The following is an 18,026-nucleotide window of genomic DNA, read 5'->3' on the forward strand; positions in this document are numbered from 1 at the left end:
GCCGCGACGGCGCTACCCGATCTCCACCACAAGGTTGCGCGCCGCGTCGTATCGCGCCGTCGTGCCGGGGGGCAGCACGAGGGTGCTCTCGCGCTCCTCGATCAGCGCGGGCCCGCTGATGGCCTCGCCGGGCGCGAGTGCCGCGCGGTCGAACACGGCGGCTTCGACGAAGCGGCCGCCGAACCACGCCTGGCGCGTTCCCTTGCGCGCGTTGCCGGAGCCGCCGGGAACGGCGCCGAGATCAAGGTTCGGCGTCGGGCCACTGACGGTGACGCGCCAACCGACGCATTCGACTGGCAGGTTGCTTTCGACGCGGCCGTAGAGGCGGCGGTATTCGGCCTCGAAGGCGGCACGGATCGTCGTACGGTCCAGTTCGGCGATGTCGGCTTCCACCTGGTAGCCCTGGCCGGCATAGCGCAGCGCCGCGCGGATGCGGATCTCGGCGGCTTCCACGCCGGCCTGCGCGACAAGCGCGCGGCCTTCGGCTTCCATGCCGTCGAGCATCGCGCGCAGCGCATCCAGGTCGAGCGTGGCGAGCGCCGCGACCTGACCGCGAAGAAGCGAAAAACTGATCGGCGCGGCGAGGAAGCCGAAGGCGGAGGCGACGCCCGCGCCGGCGGGCACAACCATCCGCGCGATGCCCAGCTTCCGCGCGACCTCCACCGCATGCACCGGGCCGGCGCCGCCGATGGGCACCAGCGTGTAGCCTTCGATCCGCCGCGCCTTCTCCAGCGCATGGATCGCGGCGGCCTGCGCCATGGCGGTGTTCACCGTCTCATGCACGGCGAAGGCTGCCTCGACCGGCGAGAGGCCGAGCGGCTTCGCCAGCTTCTCGTGCACCGCGGTTTCGGCCGCGGCGACGTCCAGCGTCATCGCGCCCCCCAGGAAACTGCCGGGCGCGAGATAGCCGAGGAGCAGGTCGCAATCGGTGACGGTCGGCTCCGTGCCGCCGAGGCCGTAGCAGGCGGGGCCGGGATCGCTGCTGGCGCTGTCCGGACCGACGCGCACCAGGCCGAGCGCGTCCACGCGCGCGATGGAACCGCCGCCCGCACCGATCTCGATCATCTCGACGACGGGCACCTTCAGCGGCAGGCCGCTGCCCTTGCGGAAGCGATCCACGCGGGAGACTTCGAAATCGAGGCTTCGCTGCGGCTGGCCGCCGTCGATCAGCGCGGCCTTGGCGGTGGTGCCGCCCATGTCGAAGCAGAGCACGTCGGGTGCGCCGGCCGCCGCGCCGATCACGCGCGCGGCCTGCACGCCACCGGCGGGGCCGGACTGCACGAGGCGGATCGGGTGCCGCGCCGCGACCGCGCCGGCGACCGTGCCGCCATCCGACAGCATCAGGAAGAGCGGGCCGGCGATGCCCGCCTCGCGCAGGCCAGCTTCCAGCCGCGCGAGGTAGCGTGCGAAGACCGGCAGGACATAGGCGTTGGCGATGGTGGTGGAGCCGCGCTCGTATTCACCGATCTCCGGCACGAGGTCGGAGGAGAGGCAGAGCGCGATATCGGGCGCTTCCTCGGCGGCGAGTTCCGCGATGCGGCGCTCATGCGCGGGATTGGCGAAGGCGTGCAGCAGGCAGACGGCGATGGCGCTCACGCCGTCCTCGCGCAGCGCGCGGATCGCGGCGCGCGCGGCGGCTTCGTCGAGCGGCGTGCGGATGCCGCCATCGGGCAGCAGGCGCTCCGGGATCTCCAGGCGCAGGCGGCGCGGCACCAGCGGGTCGGGGCGGCGCATGAAGAGGTCGTAGGTGTCGTGGCGGAGCTCGGTGCCGATTTCCTGCACGTCCCGGAAGCCCTGGGTGGTGAGGAAGCCGGTCTTCACGCCGCGGCGCTCGATCAGCGCATTGGCGACGAGGGTGGTGCCGTGGATGACGTGGCGCACGTCTTCAGGTGCGACGCCGTGCTGCGCCAGCAGGCCGCGCACGCCGTCCAGCACGGCCTGCTCGGGCGCGTGCGGCGTGGTGAGGACCTTGCCGTTGAACAGGCGGCCATCGCGGGTGTCGAGCAGGACGAGGTCGGTGAAGGTGCCGCCGATATCCACGCCGATGCGGTAGGGCGCCTGCATCAGACGTAGCCCTCCGCCGCATCCCGCGCGCGATCCTCGGCGCTGCGCTCGCGCGGATCGCCGAAGCCGCCGCCGCCGGGCGTCTCGAAGGCGATCACGTCGCCGGGCTGCAGCACGATGCGCGCCTTGGCCGGCACCGGCTTGCCGTTCACCAGGTCGCGGCCGCCGCGGCCGGCGCCGCCGCCGAGCAGGCCGCGCGGCGGATGCTGCACGCGCTCGTGGCGATAGGTGGCTGTCACCGGCTTCCCGCCGACGACCTCGAAGGAAAGACGCTGGCCGAGGCCGCCGCGGCGGGCGCCGTCGCCGCCCGAGCCTGGGATTAGCGACTTCTGCGTGATGAGCATCGGCACCGCATTCTCGAACTGCTCGACGGGCTGCGTCGCGACATTGGAGGGGAAAGAGAGGCAGGAGGGGCCGTCATGCGAAGCCGCCGCGCCATGGCCGCCATTCATGAAGAACATGCGCGTGTAGCGACGGCCATCCGCGTGCTCGCCGGTGAAATACACGTTCCACAGCGGGCTGCCGGATTCGGCGATGACGCGATCCGGTATGAGCCGGCCGAGCGCGGCCAGCACCAGCATCGGCAGGTAGTGGCCAGTCAGATGCCGGCCCCAGACAGGCGCGGGACGGCGCGGGTTCACGATGCAGCCTTCCGGCGCGATGAGCGTGATGGGCCGGAAGCTGCCGTCGTTGTTGGGCGTCGCCGGATCGAAGGCGCATTTCACGGCGTAGTTCGAATAGGCGCGCGAGAAGTTCAGCGGCGAATTCACGGGCCGCGCGATCTGCGGATCGGTGCCGCTGAAGTCGAGTGTGATGGAATCGCCCTGGATCGCGAGGCGCAGGCGGATCGTCACCGGATGGTCGAAGCCGTCCGCGGTGACCTCATCCGTCACCTCGCCATCCGGCACGGCCGCGATGGCGGCGCGCATCGCGCGTTCGGAGCGGCCAAAAATGTCGGCGGCGAGCGCGTCGAGGTCGGGGATGCCCTCCTCCTCCAGGATGCGGAACAGGCGCGGCGCGGCCTGGTCGTACATCGCGAATTGCGCGCGGATGTCGCCCAGCGCTTCCTCCGGCATGCGGAGATTGGCCTCGAGGAAGGCGACGACGTCCTCGTTCTCCTCGCCGGCGCGGAGGATGCGCGCGACGGGGATGGTCAGCCCTTCCTCCCAGGAATCGCGCGCCTCGACGCTCGGCGCGCCGCCGATGTCGGTGCAGTGGAAGGTGCTGCCGATCCAGGCGGCGATGCGGCCGCTCCGGAACAGCGGGCGGATCATGGTGATGTCGTTCAGGTGGCCGGTGCCGAGGTAGCCGTCATTGCTGATCAGCACGTCGCCCGGCGAAAGCCGCGCCGCCGGGATGCGCTCCAGCATCGCGGCGAGGGTGCGCGGCATGGTGCCGACGAAGCTCGGCACGGAGCGCGAGGATTGCGCGACCTGGCGGCCGGCGCTGTCCATCAGCCCGACCGCCATGTCCCAGTTGTCGCGCACGACGGAGGAGAAGGAGGTGCGGACGAAGGTTTCCGCCGCCTCGTCCATCAGGCCGCAAATACGCGCCCAGGCGGTGCCGAGGCGCAGCGCGGGAATGGTCATCCCCGCATCGCCCGCAGCTGCGCGGGGTAGCCGGCGGGGTCCACATGCACGTCGATCAGCGACGGTCCGTCATGCGCGAAGGCGGCCCGCAGCGCATCGGCGTAGGAGTCCGGATCGGTCGCGAGGAAGCCGCGCAGGCCGAAGCCTTCCGCAACGCGGGTGAAATCCGGGCGCGTCCAGCGCACGCCGGCGGGCGGCAGCTGCCGGCTCTGCTGCTTGATGTCGATCAGCGAGAGCGCGCCGTCGTTGAACACCACCGTCACCAGCTTCGCGCCGGTGGCCGCCGCGGTCGCCAGTTCGCCCGCCACCATCATCAGCCCGCCATCGCCGGTGAAGCAGATGGCGCCGCGCCCGGGGTCGTGCAGCGCCGCCGCGATGCCGGCCGGCAGCGCGAAACCCATGGAGGCGAGGCCGTTCGAGATCAGCAGGTCGCGCGGCGCGTCGCACTGCCAGAAGGCGGTGGCGGAGAACATGTGCGCCCCGGCATCCACCGCCACGCGTGGCGCGAGGCCGGCACGCCGTGCCTCCTGCTGCGCGATGCGCACGATGTCGGGTGGCGAGACGCCACGATCGCCCTCCCAGGCCAGCGCCCGTTCGGCCGTTGCGCGGTGCGCGGCGATCTCTTCCAGCGTCCAGTCCATAGGATGCACCGCGCGGTGCAGGCTGCGCAGGGAGGCGGCGAGCGCGCCGTGCAGCGTCGCGGCGGGCGTGACGTAGCGCACCGCGAAAGGCCGCAGCGCGATGTCCACCACGGGCGCGGCATAGCGCCAGGGCTGCAGGATCAGTTCCACCGTGTCGAGGCCGATGGTCAGGATCAGGTCGGCCACCTCCATCAGCGGCGCTTCCAGCGTGCCGCCGGTGAAGATGCCGGCATGCAGCGGATGCGCATCCGGCAGCACGCCCTTCGCCTTGTAGGTGACCAGCACCGGCGCCTGCAGCGCCTCCGCCAGCACGCGCAGCGCCGCCGCGGCCGCGGGCTCCGCGGCTTCCAGCCCGGCGACCAGCACGGGGCGGCGGGCATTCAGCAGCAGCGCCGCGCCATGGCCGAGATTGGCCGCGACCTTCTCCGCGACGTGTCGCGCCGTGCGGATACCGGGCACGCGCCGCGCGGCGGGGCCGGTCAGGTCGAGATGCACCGGGCGCCGCTCACGCTCCGCGAGGTCCAGCAGCGCCGCGACCTCGGCCGCGTCAACGCCCGTGGCATAGCCCGCGACATAGGGCGCGCTGGCGGCGCGCTGGTCGAAGACCTGGTGCGTCACCCAGCCGAGCTGCTGCGGCGTGAAGCCGTCCGAGACCAGCACCACCGGCGCCCGTTCCAGGCTGGCGCAGGCAAGGCCGTTCAGCGCATTGCCGACGCCCGGCCCCTTGGTGGTGAGCACCACGCCGGGCGCGCCGGTCAACTCGGCATCCGCGAGCGCCGCCATCGCCGCCGCGCCTTCGTGCTTCGCCAGCACGAACTCGATGCCGTAGCGCGGCATGCCGAGCAGCAGGTCCAGCGAGGAGCCGCCGCCGGGCACGCCCCAGATGCGCCGCGTGCCGCGCCGCGCGAGATCCGCCAGCAGCGCCTCCGCCACCGTCTGCGGCGTGGTGCCCCGCCCCATGTCGTCCGGCATCGCCCCCCTCCCCATCAGCTTGCCGTGGGTTATGCATCGCGGGACGCGCAACGTCACCCCGGCGGCTTGCCATCCCGCCCGGGCGCGCCTTGCATGGCGCCACACCTCGGAAGGGCATGAGCGATGACGACATTCGCGGGCAAGCGCGTGCTGGTGGCGGGCGGCAGCAAGGGGATCGGGCGGTCCGTCGCGCTGGCTTTCGCGCGGCAGGGTGCCGCCGTGTCCATCTGCGCCCGCGGTGCCGAGGCGCTGGAGGCGACGCGCGCCGAGATCGCGGCACTCGGCGTCACCGCCCATGCGCTGCCCACCGACCTGGCGGAGGCGAGCGAGGTCGCGCGCTGGGTGATGCAGGCGGCGACGGCGCTCGGCGGCGTGGACGTGCTGGTCAACAACGCCTCCGGCTTCGGCTCCCGCGACACGGAGGAGGACTGGGCGAAGGGGCTGCAGGTGGACGTGATGGCGACGGTGCGCGCCAGCCGCGCCGCGGCGCCGCTGCTGCGCGCGGCGAGCGGCTGCATCGTCAACGTGACCTCCATCTCCGGCTACCGCCCGTCGCTGCGCACGCCGGCCTATGCGGCGGTGAAGGCGCTGCTGATCAACTACACGCAGAGCCAGGCGGCGGCCTTCGCAAAGGACGGCGTGCGCGTGAATGCGGTGGCGCCCGGCTCGATCGAGTTCCCCGGCGGCAGCTGGGAACAGCGGCGCAGCAGCGATCCGGCGCTCTACAACCGCATCCGGGATTCCATCCCCTTCGGTCGGCTCGGCACGCCGGAGGAGGTGGCGGATGTGGTGCTGTTCCTCGCCGGCCCGGCGGCGCGCTGGGTGACGGGGCAGACCATCATCGTGGATGGCGGGCAGTTGCTGAGCTGAGGCGGCCCGCCCGACCTGCAAGGCGCGTTTCGCGTGTGTCGCACGCTGTCACGGACGGAACGCGATTCCGCCGCCGGCGGCATCGCGGCGAAACATCGCGGCGCGATAGGGCGGGGGCCAACACCACGGAGGAACCCCGTCCATGTCCCGCCTTCCGCTGCTCTTCCTCGTCACCGCCGCCGCCTGCATGGTGGGCGGCGTCATGCTCGGCATCGGGATGGGGATGGCGCACGACTTCCGCCTGATGCCCGTGCATGCGCATACCAACCTGGTGGGCTGGGCCTCGCTGGCGCTGATGGGCCTCACGCTCCGCGCCTGGCCGCAACTGGCGGAGGGGAAGCTCGCCGTGGCCCAGTTCCTTGTCTCGGCCGGCTCTGCGCTGGCCTTCCCGGTGGGGATCTATTTCGCCGTGATCCATGACGCGCCGGGGCTCGCCATCGTCGCCGGAATGGTGTGGCTCGTCGGGGCGCTGCTGTTCCTCGGCCGGCTCGTGCATCTGCTGGTGGCGCCGGTGCGGCGGCCCGCAGCCTTCGCCGCGGCGGAGTGACGCGGCCGCGAAGCGCTGAAGCGGGCGCTACAGCGCCCGCGCGCTGACATTCACGACGCGCCAGGCGGCCTCCGCACCGTCCGGCGCGCGCAGGGTCAGGATCTCACCGGGGCGGAAGGGGCCGGAGGCGTCCACGATGCGGTGCGGCGGCACGTCCGCCGCCGACCCCTCGCCCGCAAAGAAGCGCAGCACCCAGCCTTCCTCGTCATGGCCGACATCGCCGCCTTCCGGCGGCTGGCCGGGGACGATCCGCGTCGCCGGCCACGGATCAGGATCGTCGAACCAGGCCTGCAGGTCGGGCCGCCCATTCGCGTCGAGCACCACGGCGAATTCGACGTGCCCGGCCTGCTCCATGCGCTCGCCGGCATCCCAGGCCCGCGCGAGGGTCACCGTCACCAGTCGCCCGGACGCCACACCGCGCTCCTTTCCTGCCCAGCCCCACGGCCCGCACACCACCCGGCACAACGCAACCGACGCTGCCGCGGTTCAGATCGCCACGCGCACCCCGAGTTCCACGACGCGATCCGACGGGATGCGGAAGAACTCCGTGGCGGAGAGGGAGTTGCGGCTGAGGGTGGTGAAGATCCACTGCCGCCAGCGCGACATCTTTGGCACCGCCGCCGCCACCACCGTCTCCCGGCCCAGGAAATAGCTGGCCTGCATCGCTTCAAAGGGTATGCCGAATTCCTGCAGCGACTCCAGCTCCTTCGGGATGTTCGGGCTTTCCTGGAAGCCGTAGCGCAGGATGACGCGATGAATGCCGGGTGCGAGTTCCGTCACCTCCCGCCGCGCCGCCGTCCCGACGCGGGGTATGTCGTCGTTCACCACGGTGACGAACAGAACCCGTTCATGCAGCACCTTGTTGTGCTTCAGGTTGTGCAGCAGGGCGCCGGGCACGAAATCCGCCTGCCCCGTCATGAACACCGCGATGCCGGGAACGCGCACGGTGCGGCTCTGCGGCAGGCGGGCGATGAAGGACTTGAGCGGCAGGCTGTCCTGCCGGAACCGGGCGAAGAGCAGCTCGCGTCCCTGCTTCCAGGTCAGCATCAGGAAAAACAGCACCAGGCCAAGCAGCAGCGGCACGTAGCCGCCTTGCGGGATCTTGAGCGCGGTCGAGATGAAGAAGGCCGCATCGAGCATCCAGAGCGGCCCGAAGACACCGATCACCGCAAGCCACGGCCAGCGGAAGGCCCTGCGGAAGACAAGGATCGCCAGGCAGGAGGTGCAGAGGAAGGTGCCCGTCACCGCAAGCCCATAAGCAGCGGCCAGCGCCGAGCTGTTCTTGAACTCGAGCACCAGGATGACGACGCCGATCAGCAGCATCGTGTTCACCTGGGGCATGTAGATCTGGCCCTGCTCCGTCTCGCTGGTGTGGACCACCTGCAGCCTCGGCAGGAAGCCGAGCTGGACGCATTGGCGCGCTATCGAATAGGCGCCGGAGATCATCGCCTGACTGGCGATGACGGTCGCCGCGGTGGCCAGGATCACCAGCGGCAGGCGGAACCATTCGGGCGCGAGCAGGAAGAAGGGGTTCTCGATCGCGTCGGGCGTCGAGAGGATGAGTGCGCCCTGGCCGAAGTAATTGAGCGCGAGCGCGGGCAGGACGAAGCCGATCCAGGCGACGCGGATCGGCTTGCGGCCGAAATGTCCCATGTCGGCATAGAGGGCCTCGGCCCCCGTCACGGCCAGCACCACCGCGCCGAAGGCGATGAAGGCCGCGAGCTTGTAGTGGATGCAGAAGGCGATGGCATAATGCGGCGACAGTGCGACCAGCACGCCGGGCTGCTGCACGACCTCGATCAGCCCGAGCAGGCCGAGGACGCCGAACCAGACGGCGCAGATCGGCCCGAACACCAGGCCCATGCTGCTGGTCCCCTTCCACTGGACCAGGAACAGGGCGAGCAGGATGCCGAGCGCGATCGGGATCACCGAAGTCTCGAAGGCCGGCGAGATGACCTTCAGACCTTCGACCGCGGACAGCACGGAGATGGCCGGCGTGATGATCCCGTCGCCGAAGAACAGCGCGGCGCCGGTGATGCCGATCAGCGCGAGCAGCCAGCGGCCGCGATCGGAGTGCGCATGGCGCTGCGCAAGCGCCATCAGCGCGAGGATGCCGCCCTCGCCCTTGTTGTCCGCGCGCAGGATGAACAGGACGTACTTGATCGTGACCGTGAGAATCAGCGACCAGAAGATGAGGCTGAGAAGCCCCAGGACTTCCCATCGCTCGACGCCATCATCCGCGAAGTGCGCGAGGGACTCGCGCAGGGCGTAGAGCGGGCTCGTCCCGATGTCGCCGTAGACGACGCCGAGGACGCCGATGAGGCCGGCCGTCGAAAGCGGGCGGTCGGCCGGGGAAGGGTGGCTCAAGATCGCGCTCCGGTGGCGGAACGCCGCTACGCATAGAACCGCCCGCGGCAGCGGCGCAAGCGCCGCCTGCCACGGGCGATCCCGCTCAGTGGCCGCGCAGGATCTGGCTGAGGAACAGCTTCAGGCGGTCGGTCTGCGGGTTGTTGAAGATCGCCTCCGGCTCGCCGCTCTCGACGATCTCGCCGCGGTCCATGAACACGACGCGGTCGGCGACCTGGCGGGCGAAGCCCATCTCATGCGTCACGCAGACCATGGTCATGCCCATCTCCGCCAGCATGACCATGGTGTCCAGCACCTCCTTGATCATCTCGGGGTCGAGGGCGGAAGTGGGCTCGTCGAACAGCATGATCTTCGGCTGCATGCAGAGCGCGCGGGCGATCGCCACGCGCTGCTGCTGGCCGCCCGAGAGCTGGCCCGGATACTTCTCCGCCTGCTCGGGGATGCGCATCAGGTTGAGGAAGCCGCGCGCGCGCTCCTCGGCCTCCTTCTTCGGCATCCGGCGCACCCAGATCGGCGCGAGGGTGCAGTTGTCCAGCACGGTCAGGTGCGGGAACAGGTTGAAGCTCTGGAACACCATGCCGACCTCGCGGCGGATCGCGTCCAGGCTGCGCAGGTCGTCGGTCAACTCGATGCCGTCCACGACGATGCGGCCTTCCTGGTGCTGCTCCAGCCGGTTGATGCAGCGGATCATGGTGGACTTGCCCGAGCCCGAGGGGCCGCAGACCACCACGCGCTCGCCGGCGGCGACCTGCAGGTTGATGTCGCGCAGCACGTGCAGCGCGCCGAACCACTTGTTGACGCCGTCGAGCACGATGGCCGGTGGCGCATCCGCCTTCACGGCGGAGGCCACATGGGCCGTCAGGACCGATTCACCCATACGCGGAAACCCCCTTGTTCTTCCCTGTCCGGCCGCGCGCTCAGCGGCGCCTGTGCCGGTTCAGGTCCCGTTCCAGATCCTGGCTGTATCTGCTCATCGCGAAGCAGAACACCAGGTAGATGACGCCGACAGTGATGTACACCTCGATGCCGAAGCCCTGCCAGGCGGGCTCCACGATCGCGGTCTTGCCCGCCGTCAGCAGGTCGAAGATGCCGATGATCAGCACCAGCGAGGTGTCCTTGAAGAAGCCGATGAAGGTGTTGACCAGCGGCGGGATCACCATGCGCAGCGCCTGCGGCAGGATGATCAGCCCGGTCTTCTGCCAGTAGCTGAGGCCGAGCGCGTCCGCCGCCTCGTACTGGCCGCGCGACAGCGCCTGCAGGCCGCCGCGCACCACCTCCGCCAGGTAGGCGCCGGCGAAAAGCGTGATCGCCACCTGCGCCCGCAGCAGCTTGTCGATGTTCATGCCTTCCGGCAGGAAGAGCGGGAACATCACGCTCGCCATGAACAGCAGCGAGATCAGCGGCACGCCGCGGATCAGCTCCACGTACAGCACGCAGAGCATCTTGATCGCCGGCAGCTTCGACCGCCGGCCGAGCGCCACGAGGATCGCCAGCGGGAAAGCGAAGGCGAGGCCGAAGGTGGAAAGGATCAGCGTGATCGGCAGCCCGCCCCAGCGCTCCTGCGGCACATAGGAAAGCCCGAACACGCCGCCCCACATCAGCACGCCGATCAGCGTCAGCGTCACCGCCCAGATCGGCACCAGCGTCCAGTTCCAGAAGCGCCGCATCGCGGAGACGACGTAGAGACCGACGAAGAGCAGGCAGACCAGCGCGGGGCGCCAGTGCTCCTCGAAGGGGTAGGTGCCGAACAGGATGAAGCGGTGCTTCTCCGTGATCACCGCCCAGCAGGCGCCGATGCCCTTGATCTCGCGGCAGGCCTGGGTCTGCGCCTGGCCGTTGACGACCGGCACCTCCCAGATGGCGTTCAGGAAGGCCCATTCGACGAAGCCGATGGTCCAGCGCACGATCAGATAGGCGAGCGCCAGCGTGACGGCGGTGGACCACCAGCTGCCGAACAGGTTCTGCCGCGCCCAGGCGACGGCGCCCGTGGTGCGCACGGGGGCCGTGCGGGACGGTGCCTCGGGCACGCCGGATACGGCTGTGTTGAGCGTGATCTCGGACATTATCGGGGGCCCTCAAGCGCGTCGTGCCGAAGGCACGCCTCCGGCGTGACGCGCGGCCTCCGGCCGCTTGGCTTGCGCGCCTCAGACATGGCGCGCAAGACGACGGCGTGGCTCGCGGCGCGGGCCCGATGCGCGGGCCGGTTCAGGGTGTGGTCACGCATGGCGCTCACCGTTCCACCAACGCGATCTTCGCGTTGTACCAGTTCATGAACAGGCTGATGCTCAGGCTGATCGTCAGATAGACCAGCATGATGATCGCGATGCCCTCGATCGCCTGGCCGGTCTGGTTCAGCGTGGTGTTCGCGATGCTGACGATGTCCTGGTAGCCGATCGCAACCGCGAGCGAGCTGTTCTTCGTCAGGTTCAGGTACTGGCTGGTCATGGGCGGCACGATCACGCGCAGCGCCTGGGGCAGCACGATCTTGCGCAGCACCTCGGTGCGCCTGAGGCCCAGCGCCTCGGCGGCCTCCCACTGGCCCTGGTTCACCGCCTGGATGCCGGCGCGCACGATCTCGGCGATGAAGCCGGCGGTGTAGGTGACCAGGCCGATCAGCAGCGCGAAGAACTCGGGGCTGACGGTCAGGCCGCCCCGGAAGTTGAAGCCGCGCAGCTCCGGGATGTCGGGCGTGAAGGGCGCGCCGAAGGCCGCCCAGACCGCGAGCGGGAAGCCAAGGATCAGGGCAAGGCCGGCCGGCCAGACCTTGCGCGGCTGGCCGTCGGCATACTGCTTCGCGCGCGCAACGCGGGCATAGAGCCAGGTCAGCACGATGCCCACCACCATCACCAGCAGCGTCCACCAATGCGCGCTGGTCCACTCGATGAAGGGCAGCTTCATGCCGCGGTTGGAGAGGAAGACCCCATCGATCGGGTTCAGCGCCTGGCGCGGCCCGGGCAGGCCCTGCAGGATGGTGTACCAGAACAGCAGCTGCAGCAGCAGCGGCAGGTCGCGGATCACCTCGACATAGACCGCCGCCAGCTTCGACAGCAGCCAGTTGTTCGACAGCCGCGCGATGCCCACGACCGTGCCCAGCAGGGTCGCCAGGATGACGCCGATCACCGCGACCTTCAGCGTGTTCAGCACGCCGACGGTCAGCGCCCGCAGATAGGTGTTGGAGGGATCGTAGGGGATCAGGCTCTCGCCGATCGGCAGGCCGGCCTCGCGGCTGAGGAAGCCGAAGCCCGTGGCGATGCGCCGGACCTCCAGGTTGTGGACCGTGTTCGACCACAACCAGTAGACGACGCTGACCACGATGCCCACGACGAGCACCTGCCAGACGATTCCGCGCACCCGCTCGTCGCCCCAGGACAGCCGAAGCGGTCGTTTCGGCGGGCCGGGGGAGGCGAAGCGGGGATCTGTGGATGCGGACATGGTCTCCGTCCCTTGGCGGCCTGCGGCCCGCCCGGTCACGCGGCCGGCTGCGGTGGATGATCCATCGCGGCCGGCCGGTTCATCAATGCAAATCCGTCACAGCAAGAAGGGGGCCAGCCGGCATCGCCCGGCCCCGGCTCCCATTCACCGGAAGGGCGGCGAATACTGCAGCCCGCCCCGGTTCCACAGCGCGTTGGGGCCGCGCTGCAGGCCGATCGGGCCGAGGTTGCGCTCGAAGAGCTCGCCGTAATTGCCCAGCGTGGCGACGATGTTCACCATGAAGGCATTGTCCACGCCGAGCATGCGGCCGAGATCGCCGGTGCGGCCCGTCAGACGCTGTGCGTCCGGGCGGGTGTCGCCTTGCGCCGCCTGGCGCACGTTGCCGGCATTGATGCCGAGTTCCTCGGCGGTCAGCAGGCCGTTGTGGATCCAGCGCACCAGGTCCGCGAAGGCCTGGTCGCCGTGCCGCACCAGCGGCCCGAGCGGCTCCTTGGAGATCACGTCGGGCAGGATCGTGTGCTCGGCCGGGCGCGGCTGGGCGGAGCGCGTGGCGGCGAGGCCGGAAACGTCGGTGGTGTAGGCGTCGCAGCGGCCGGCGACATAGGCCTGCACCACTTCCTCCAGCCGCTCGATCACGACGGGCGTGAAGTTGATCCGGTTGCTGCGGGCCCAATCGGTCAGGTTCTGCTCCGTCGTGGTGCCGGGCTGCACGCAGATCGTGGCGCCATCCAGCTCGCGCGCGGTCTTCACGCCGGTCGAGGTCTTCACCATGAAGCCCTGGCCGTCATAGAAGTTGATGCCGGTGAAGTCGAAGCCCAGCGAGGTGTCGCGCGACAGGGTCCAGGTCGTGTTGCGCGCCAGCATGTCCACTTCGCCCGACTGCAGCGCCGTGAAGCGGTTCTGCGCCGTGGTCGGCACGTAGCGGACCTTGCTCGGGTCGTTCCACAGCGCGATGGCGACGGCGCGGCAGTAGTCCACGTCGAAGCCGCGCCACACGCCCTGGCTGTCGGGCTGGGCGAAGCCGGCGAGGCCGGTGTTGACGCCGCAGATCAGCGTGCCGCGCTGGCGGATCGTATCGAGGGTCGGGCCGCTCACCGCGGGCTGCTGCGCGAGGACCGGCAGCGTGACAGTGGCCGCAAGGGCAAATCCGCCGACAGCGCGCGTCATGGCGAGGCGCAAGGCCTTCATGTGCATCTTCTCCAAACGTTTTTCCGGCCCGCGAGAGCGGGCCGCCCTTGTTCCCCTGCCTGACCTGCGACACTGCGCCAGCCCCGCAAAGGGATCAATGGAGGTATTCTTTCGGGGCGGGGGAGGCCCGCCGTCAACTCCGCCCGCGCCCCGGGCTCTTCACGGAAGGGTGGCGGGATGCAAGACCGCTCCCGGCCGCGAGGGAGGTCCGACATGCGCCGGATGGGTGCCGAGGAGTTGCGCCGGGCCCTGCCCTGGCCGGCGCTGGAAGCCGCGCTGGAGCGGATCTTCCGCGAGGGCTGCGCCGCCCCGCTGCGGCATCGCCACGCCCTGCCGCAGGCCGAAGGCCCGGAAGGCACGCTGCTGCTGATGCCGGCCTGGGAGCTGCCCGGCCATCCCGGACGACGCCATACCGGCGTGAAGATCGTGCATGTGCTGCCCGGAAACGGGGCACGCGGCCTGCCGGCCGTGCATGCCTCCTACCTGCTGTCGGACGCGGACACCGGTGTGCCGGTCGCCATGCTGGATGGCGGGGAGTTGACCGACCGCCGCACCGCCGCGGCGAGCACGCTCGCCGGGCGATTCCTGGCGCGGCCCGACAGCCGGCGGCTGCTGGTGATCGGCGCGGGGAAGGTCGCCGGGGCGCTGGCCGAGGCCTGGTGCGCCCGCTTCCCGATCGAGGAAGTCGCCATCTGGGCGCGCAACCCGGCGCGCGCGGCGGAACTCGCCGCGCGACTCGCCGCGCATGGCGTGCCGGCACGGCCCGCAGCCTCGGCCGATCCGCGCGGGTTCGACATCGTCTCCGTCGCCACGCTTGCCGAAGAGCCGCTGGTGCGGGGGGCGGAGGTCTCGCCCGGGACGCATGTGGACCTGGTCGGCGCCTATCGCCCGACGATGCGCGAGAGCGACGGCGCGCTGCTCGCCCGCGCGACGCTGGTGGTGGACACGCGCGCCGGCGCGCTCGCGGAGGCCGGAGACCTGGTTCAGGCGATCGCGGAGGGCGCGATCACCGAGGCCGCCGTCGCCGCGGATCTCGCGGAACTCTGCCGCGGCGCGCATCCGGGCCGGACGCGCGCCGAGGAGATCACGGTGTTCAAGTCCGTCGGCTGGGCCGGCGAGGATCTCGCCGCGGCGGTGCTGGCCGCCGCGGGCTGATCAGCGGGCGCCGCCCGGCATCATGTGGCGCAGCACGCCGTCGCGGCGAACGAGGGCGTGCCACAGCGTCGCCGCCACATGCAGCGCCACCGCGCCCAGCATGAGGTTCGAGAGCACCTCGTGCACCTCCTCGAACACGCCGTGCAGGCTGCGGTCGGGCATCAGGTTCGGCACGGAGAACAGGCCGAAGACCTGCAGAGGCGCGCGGCCGGTCACGGCGATCGCCAGCCCGCTCAGCGGGACGGCCAGCATCAGCAGATAGAGCAGGCCATGCGCCGCCGCCGCCAGGCGACGTTCCCATTCGGGGCCGGCCGTCGCCGGGGCGCCGCCGAGCAGGCGGGCCAGCAGTCGCGGCAGCAGCAAGGCGGCGACGCCGAGGCCGAGCAGGACATGCGCCGCCTGCGGCCCGGCGCGCTCGGCGCGTGGGAACTCCTCCAGCAACTGCCCGATCAGCCAGGCGCCGCCAATCGCCAGCGCCATGGTCCAGTGCAACAGGATGCTCGACATCGCATAGCGGCGCATGGCCACGTCCCCGTCTCGTCAGGCCGGCGACGGGAACATTGCACCACCCGCGCCGCCAATCCTTGACGCAACGCAAGCCGCGGCGGATCGCGCAGCAGGCTAGGGCGCGCGCGGCCAGACCAGGGCGATGCCGCCCGGCGCCCGCTCCAACCGCCCACCCGTGGCGCCGGCCGCCTCGGCCAGCAGCGCCGCGACCTCGCCGGCCGGCTCGGCGCCCGGCGGCAGGCGGAGGACGAGGGCGACCTCCTCCGTCCCGGCGCGGCGCTCGCCGCGCGCCGCGATGCGCGATCCGGCCGGCATCACCCGGGCCGCGTGCTGCACCAGGCGCAGCAGGGCGAGGTCGAGGCGGGCGCGGTCCAGCCGGATTGCGGGCAGGGATTCGCCGCCCTCCGCCTCTACGTCGAAGCCGTAGCGCCCGCCCAGCGCGACGCGCAGCAGCGGCAGCGCCTGCTGCAGCACCGCGGTCGGCGATGCCAGGGCCGGCTCCTCCGCCTCCCGCCGCGCCGCGTCGAGATAGCCGCGCACCGTGGCGTCCAGCCGCCGCGCCGCCTCCAACGCACGGTCGAGCTGCCGGCGCGGCGCGCCCTCCGCGGCGCTGCGGCCCAGCATCTCCAGGTTGGAGGCCAGCACCATCATGGCGTTGTTGACCTCATGCTGCACGGCCGGCGCGGCCCTGCGCAGGCTGTCATGCCGCAACGGAACCAGATCGTTGCCCTGCCGCGGTGCCGCGCGAGTCTCGTCGTCCAAGCCGTTCCTCTCCCCTCAGCCGCCCGGCGTACCGGCGCCCGCATGAAGTCCGGTCACGATATCCCGGACCAGCCGCGCCGGCAGGGTGCCGCCACGCACCCCTGCCATCGGGGTGCCGTCGTCGTTGCCGAGCCAGACCCCGATGACGAGCCCGGCGCCCGGCCCCGGCACCAGGCCGAGGAACCAGGCATCCCGGAAATCCTGCGTGGTCCCGGTCTTCCCGGCCAGGGGGCGCTCCCCCGGCGGTTGCGCCGCGCGGCCGGTGCCGCGCGCAACGACGGCGGCGAGCATCGCCCGCATCCGGGCTGCCTGCTCGGCGCTGGTGGCGCGCATCGCGGCGGCCGGCGCGATCGGGACGGTGCGGCCATCGGCGCGCGCCGCGGCCAGGCCGCGCGGCACCGGCCGCAACCCGCCATTCGCGAAGGCCGCATAGGCCGCGGTGAGCTCAAGCAGCGTCACCTCGCCGGTGCCGAGCGCGACCGTGGCGTCGCGCGGGAACGGCCCGGCCAGGCCGAAGCGCTGCGCCATGGCGGCCGCCTCCCGCGGGCCGCCGGCGCGCTGCAGCACGCGCACGGCCGCGGTGTTGACCGAATGCGCCAGCGCGTCCTCCAGCGTGAGCTCGCCGCGCATGCGCCACTCGCCGTTCCCGGGCGACCAGCCGCCGAGATTGAGCGGCGCATCGGAAACGAGGTCAGACGGCGTCGCACCCTGCTCCAGCGCCGCGAGGAAGACGAAGGGCTTGAACACCGAGCCGGGCTGGCGGCGCGCCTGGGTCGCGCGGTTGAACTGGCTCGTTCGGAAGTCGCGGCCGCCCGCCATGGCGCGCACATTGCCCGTGGCGGCCTCCATCACCACCACCGCGCCCTGGGTGGCGTTGGCCCGCGCGCCGGGGCCGGCCAGCAGGGCCTCCAGCCGCTGCTCCACCACCGCCTGGATGCGCGGATCGAGCGTGGTGCGCAGCGCCAGGTCGGCATTGCCGGGGAAGCGCTCCGCCAGGTCGTCCATCACCCAGTCGGCGAACCAGCCGCCCTGGCGCACGGGGCGCGGCGGAATGCGGATATGCTCGACGGCCAGCGTCGCCTGCTGGCGGGTGAGGAAGCCGGTCTCCGCCATCGCCTCCAGCACCTCCACCGCGCGGCCGGCCGCCGCATCGGGGGCGACGCGCGGATTGAGGCGGGAGGGCGCCTGCGGCAGCCCCGCCAGCACCGCGGACTGCCACAGGTTCACCCGCGTCGCCGGCACGCCGAAGAAAAGCCGCGCCGCCGCGTCCACGCCATAGGCACCGCCGCCGAGATAGACGCGGTTGAGATAGATCTCGAGCAGCTCGTCCTTGCTGAATTTCCATTCGAGCCAGAGCGCGAGCACGGCTTCCTGCGCCTTGCGCCACAGGCTGCGCTCCGGCGTGAGGAACAGGTTCTTCGCCAGCTGCTGCGTCAGGGTGGAGCCGCCCTGCACGACGCGGCCGCTCGACCAGTTCGCCCAGGCGGCGCGCGCAAGCCCGATCGGGTCGATGCCGAAATGCGACCGGAAGCGGCGATCCTCGATGGCGATGACCGCGGCCGGCAGGTGCGGCGGCAGGTCGCGCAGCCGCACGATCTCGCCATGCACGTCGCCCGACGTGGCGATGACGCGCCCGTCCGCGGCTTCCAGCGTCACCCCGGGGCGGCGCGTGGCGGAGAGCGCGAGGTCGCTGCGCGGCAGGTCCCAGGTGAGCACCAGCAGCAGCGCGCCGAGCGCGACGCCGCCCCAGACGAGAAGCAGGATGGTCCAGCGCAGCCAGCGCCAGCCGCGGGCCGGCCGGGGCGCCGCCCGCCGGTCGGCGCGCGGCGCCGCGCGTCCCTGGGTGGCTTGCCGCCGGGCAGGCGAGCGGCGGGCAGGTGCGGCGCGCGTCATTGCCCCGCGATGTAGCACGGAAGGCGGCCGGGTGCTTGC

15 protein-coding genes are annotated in these 18,026 nt (G+C 71.5%); 3 read left to right on the top strand and 12 right to left on the bottom strand.

Translation table 11 applies throughout. The features are described from left to right. Positions 1-12 precede the first annotated feature (12 nt). Genes DFH01_RS01250 through DFH01_RS01260 form a run of 3 tightly spaced genes read right to left on the bottom strand, consistent with a single transcriptional unit; the run spans position 13 to position 5,266 of the window. Positions 13-2,064 (bottom strand): hydantoinase/oxoprolinase family protein, encoded by a 2,052-nt coding sequence (locus DFH01_RS01250; RefSeq protein ID WP_109868592.1) that lies wholly within the window; start codon positions 2,062-2,064, stop codon positions 13-15. Beyond that, a complete protein-coding gene (locus DFH01_RS01255; protein ID WP_109868593.1) occupies positions 2,064-3,653 on the bottom strand; it encodes a hydantoinase B/oxoprolinase family protein in 1,590 nt (529 codons plus the stop codon). Before DFH01_RS01255 ends, DFH01_RS01250 begins: the two co-directional genes overlap by 1 nt. Continuing rightward, positions 3,650-5,266 (bottom strand): thiamine pyrophosphate-binding protein, encoded by a 1,617-nt coding sequence (locus DFH01_RS01260; RefSeq protein WP_158287568.1) that lies wholly within the window; start codon positions 5,264-5,266, stop codon positions 3,650-3,652. Before DFH01_RS01260 ends, DFH01_RS01255 begins: the two co-directional genes overlap by 4 nt. 123 nt (positions 5,267-5,389) lie before the next feature. On the opposite strand from DFH01_RS01260, the gene DFH01_RS01265 reads away from it, so the two are divergent. Both DFH01_RS01265 and DFH01_RS01270 read left to right on the top strand, forming a co-directional pair. Then, positions 5,390-6,136 (top strand): SDR family NAD(P)-dependent oxidoreductase, encoded by a 747-nt coding sequence (locus DFH01_RS01265; RefSeq protein WP_109868595.1) that lies wholly within the window; start codon positions 5,390-5,392, stop codon positions 6,134-6,136. Positions 6,137-6,278: 142 nt separating this feature from the next. After that, on the top strand, positions 6,279-6,683 hold the full coding sequence (locus DFH01_RS01270; RefSeq protein WP_109868596.1) for a cytochrome-c oxidase: 405 nt from the start codon (positions 6,279-6,281) through the stop codon (positions 6,681-6,683). A 27-nt stretch (positions 6,684-6,710) separates the two neighbouring features. Here DFH01_RS01270 and DFH01_RS01275 read toward each other — a convergent pair whose 3' ends face one another. The 6 genes from DFH01_RS01275 to DFH01_RS01300 all read right to left on the bottom strand — a co-directional run bounded on the left by DFH01_RS01275 (position 6,711) and on the right by DFH01_RS01300 (position 13,670). Next, positions 6,711-7,097, bottom strand: a complete 387-nt coding sequence (locus DFH01_RS01275; protein ID WP_146216966.1) for a hypothetical protein — start codon at positions 7,095-7,097, stop codon at positions 6,711-6,713. Between the two features lie 72 nt (positions 7,098-7,169). After that, on the bottom strand, positions 7,170-9,053 hold the full coding sequence (locus tag DFH01_RS01280; protein WP_109868598.1) for a potassium transporter Kup: 1,884 nt from the start codon (positions 9,051-9,053) through the stop codon (positions 7,170-7,172). Positions 9,054-9,135: 82 nt separating this feature from the next. Beyond that, on the bottom strand, positions 9,136-9,927 hold the full coding sequence (locus tag DFH01_RS01285) for an amino acid ABC transporter ATP-binding protein (RefSeq protein WP_109868599.1): 792 nt from the start codon (positions 9,925-9,927) through the stop codon (positions 9,136-9,138). A gap of 40 nt (positions 9,928-9,967) precedes the next feature. Further along, on the bottom strand, positions 9,968-11,113 hold the full coding sequence (locus DFH01_RS01290; RefSeq protein ID WP_109868600.1) for an amino acid ABC transporter permease: 1,146 nt from the start codon (positions 11,111-11,113) through the stop codon (positions 9,968-9,970). 166 nt (positions 11,114-11,279) lie between these two features. Next, entirely contained in the window at positions 11,280-12,482 is a 1,203-nt protein-coding gene (locus tag DFH01_RS01295; RefSeq protein ID WP_109868601.1) for an amino acid ABC transporter permease, read from the bottom strand. Between the two features lie 144 nt (positions 12,483-12,626). Beyond that, entirely contained in the window at positions 12,627-13,670 is a 1,044-nt protein-coding gene (locus DFH01_RS01300) for an amino acid ABC transporter substrate-binding protein (RefSeq protein ID WP_233255915.1), read from the bottom strand. A 213-nt stretch (positions 13,671-13,883) separates the two neighbouring features. Here DFH01_RS01300 and lhpI point away from each other — a divergent pair, with 213 nt between their 5' ends. Beyond that, positions 13,884-14,825, top strand: a complete 942-nt coding sequence (gene lhpI, locus DFH01_RS01305; RefSeq protein WP_109868602.1) for a bifunctional Delta(1)-pyrroline-2-carboxylate/Delta(1)-piperideine-2-carboxylate reductase — start codon at positions 13,884-13,886, stop codon at positions 14,823-14,825. On the opposite strand, the gene DFH01_RS01310 is transcribed toward lhpI, so the two are convergent. From DFH01_RS01310 to DFH01_RS01320, 3 genes are all read right to left on the bottom strand, one after another. Continuing rightward, positions 14,826-15,347, bottom strand: a complete 522-nt coding sequence (locus tag DFH01_RS01310) for a cytochrome b (RefSeq protein ID WP_109868603.1) — start codon at positions 15,345-15,347, stop codon at positions 14,826-14,828. 99 nt (positions 15,348-15,446) lie between these two features. Next, positions 15,447-16,094 (bottom strand): histidine kinase dimerization/phospho-acceptor domain-containing protein, encoded by a 648-nt coding sequence (locus DFH01_RS01315; RefSeq protein WP_109868604.1) that lies wholly within the window; start codon positions 16,092-16,094, stop codon positions 15,447-15,449. Between the two features lie 15 nt (positions 16,095-16,109). Continuing rightward, the gene (locus DFH01_RS01320) at positions 16,110-17,987 is read right to left on the bottom strand and encodes a transglycosylase domain-containing protein (protein ID WP_109868605.1); all 1,878 of its coding nucleotides are present in this window, start codon (positions 17,985-17,987) and stop codon (positions 16,110-16,112) included. Positions 17,988-18,026: the final 39 nt, after the last annotated feature.

Source organism: Falsiroseomonas bella, from assembly GCF_003173615.1.
Classification (GTDB): Bacteria; Pseudomonadota; Alphaproteobacteria; order Acetobacterales; family Acetobacteraceae; genus Falsiroseomonas; species Falsiroseomonas bella.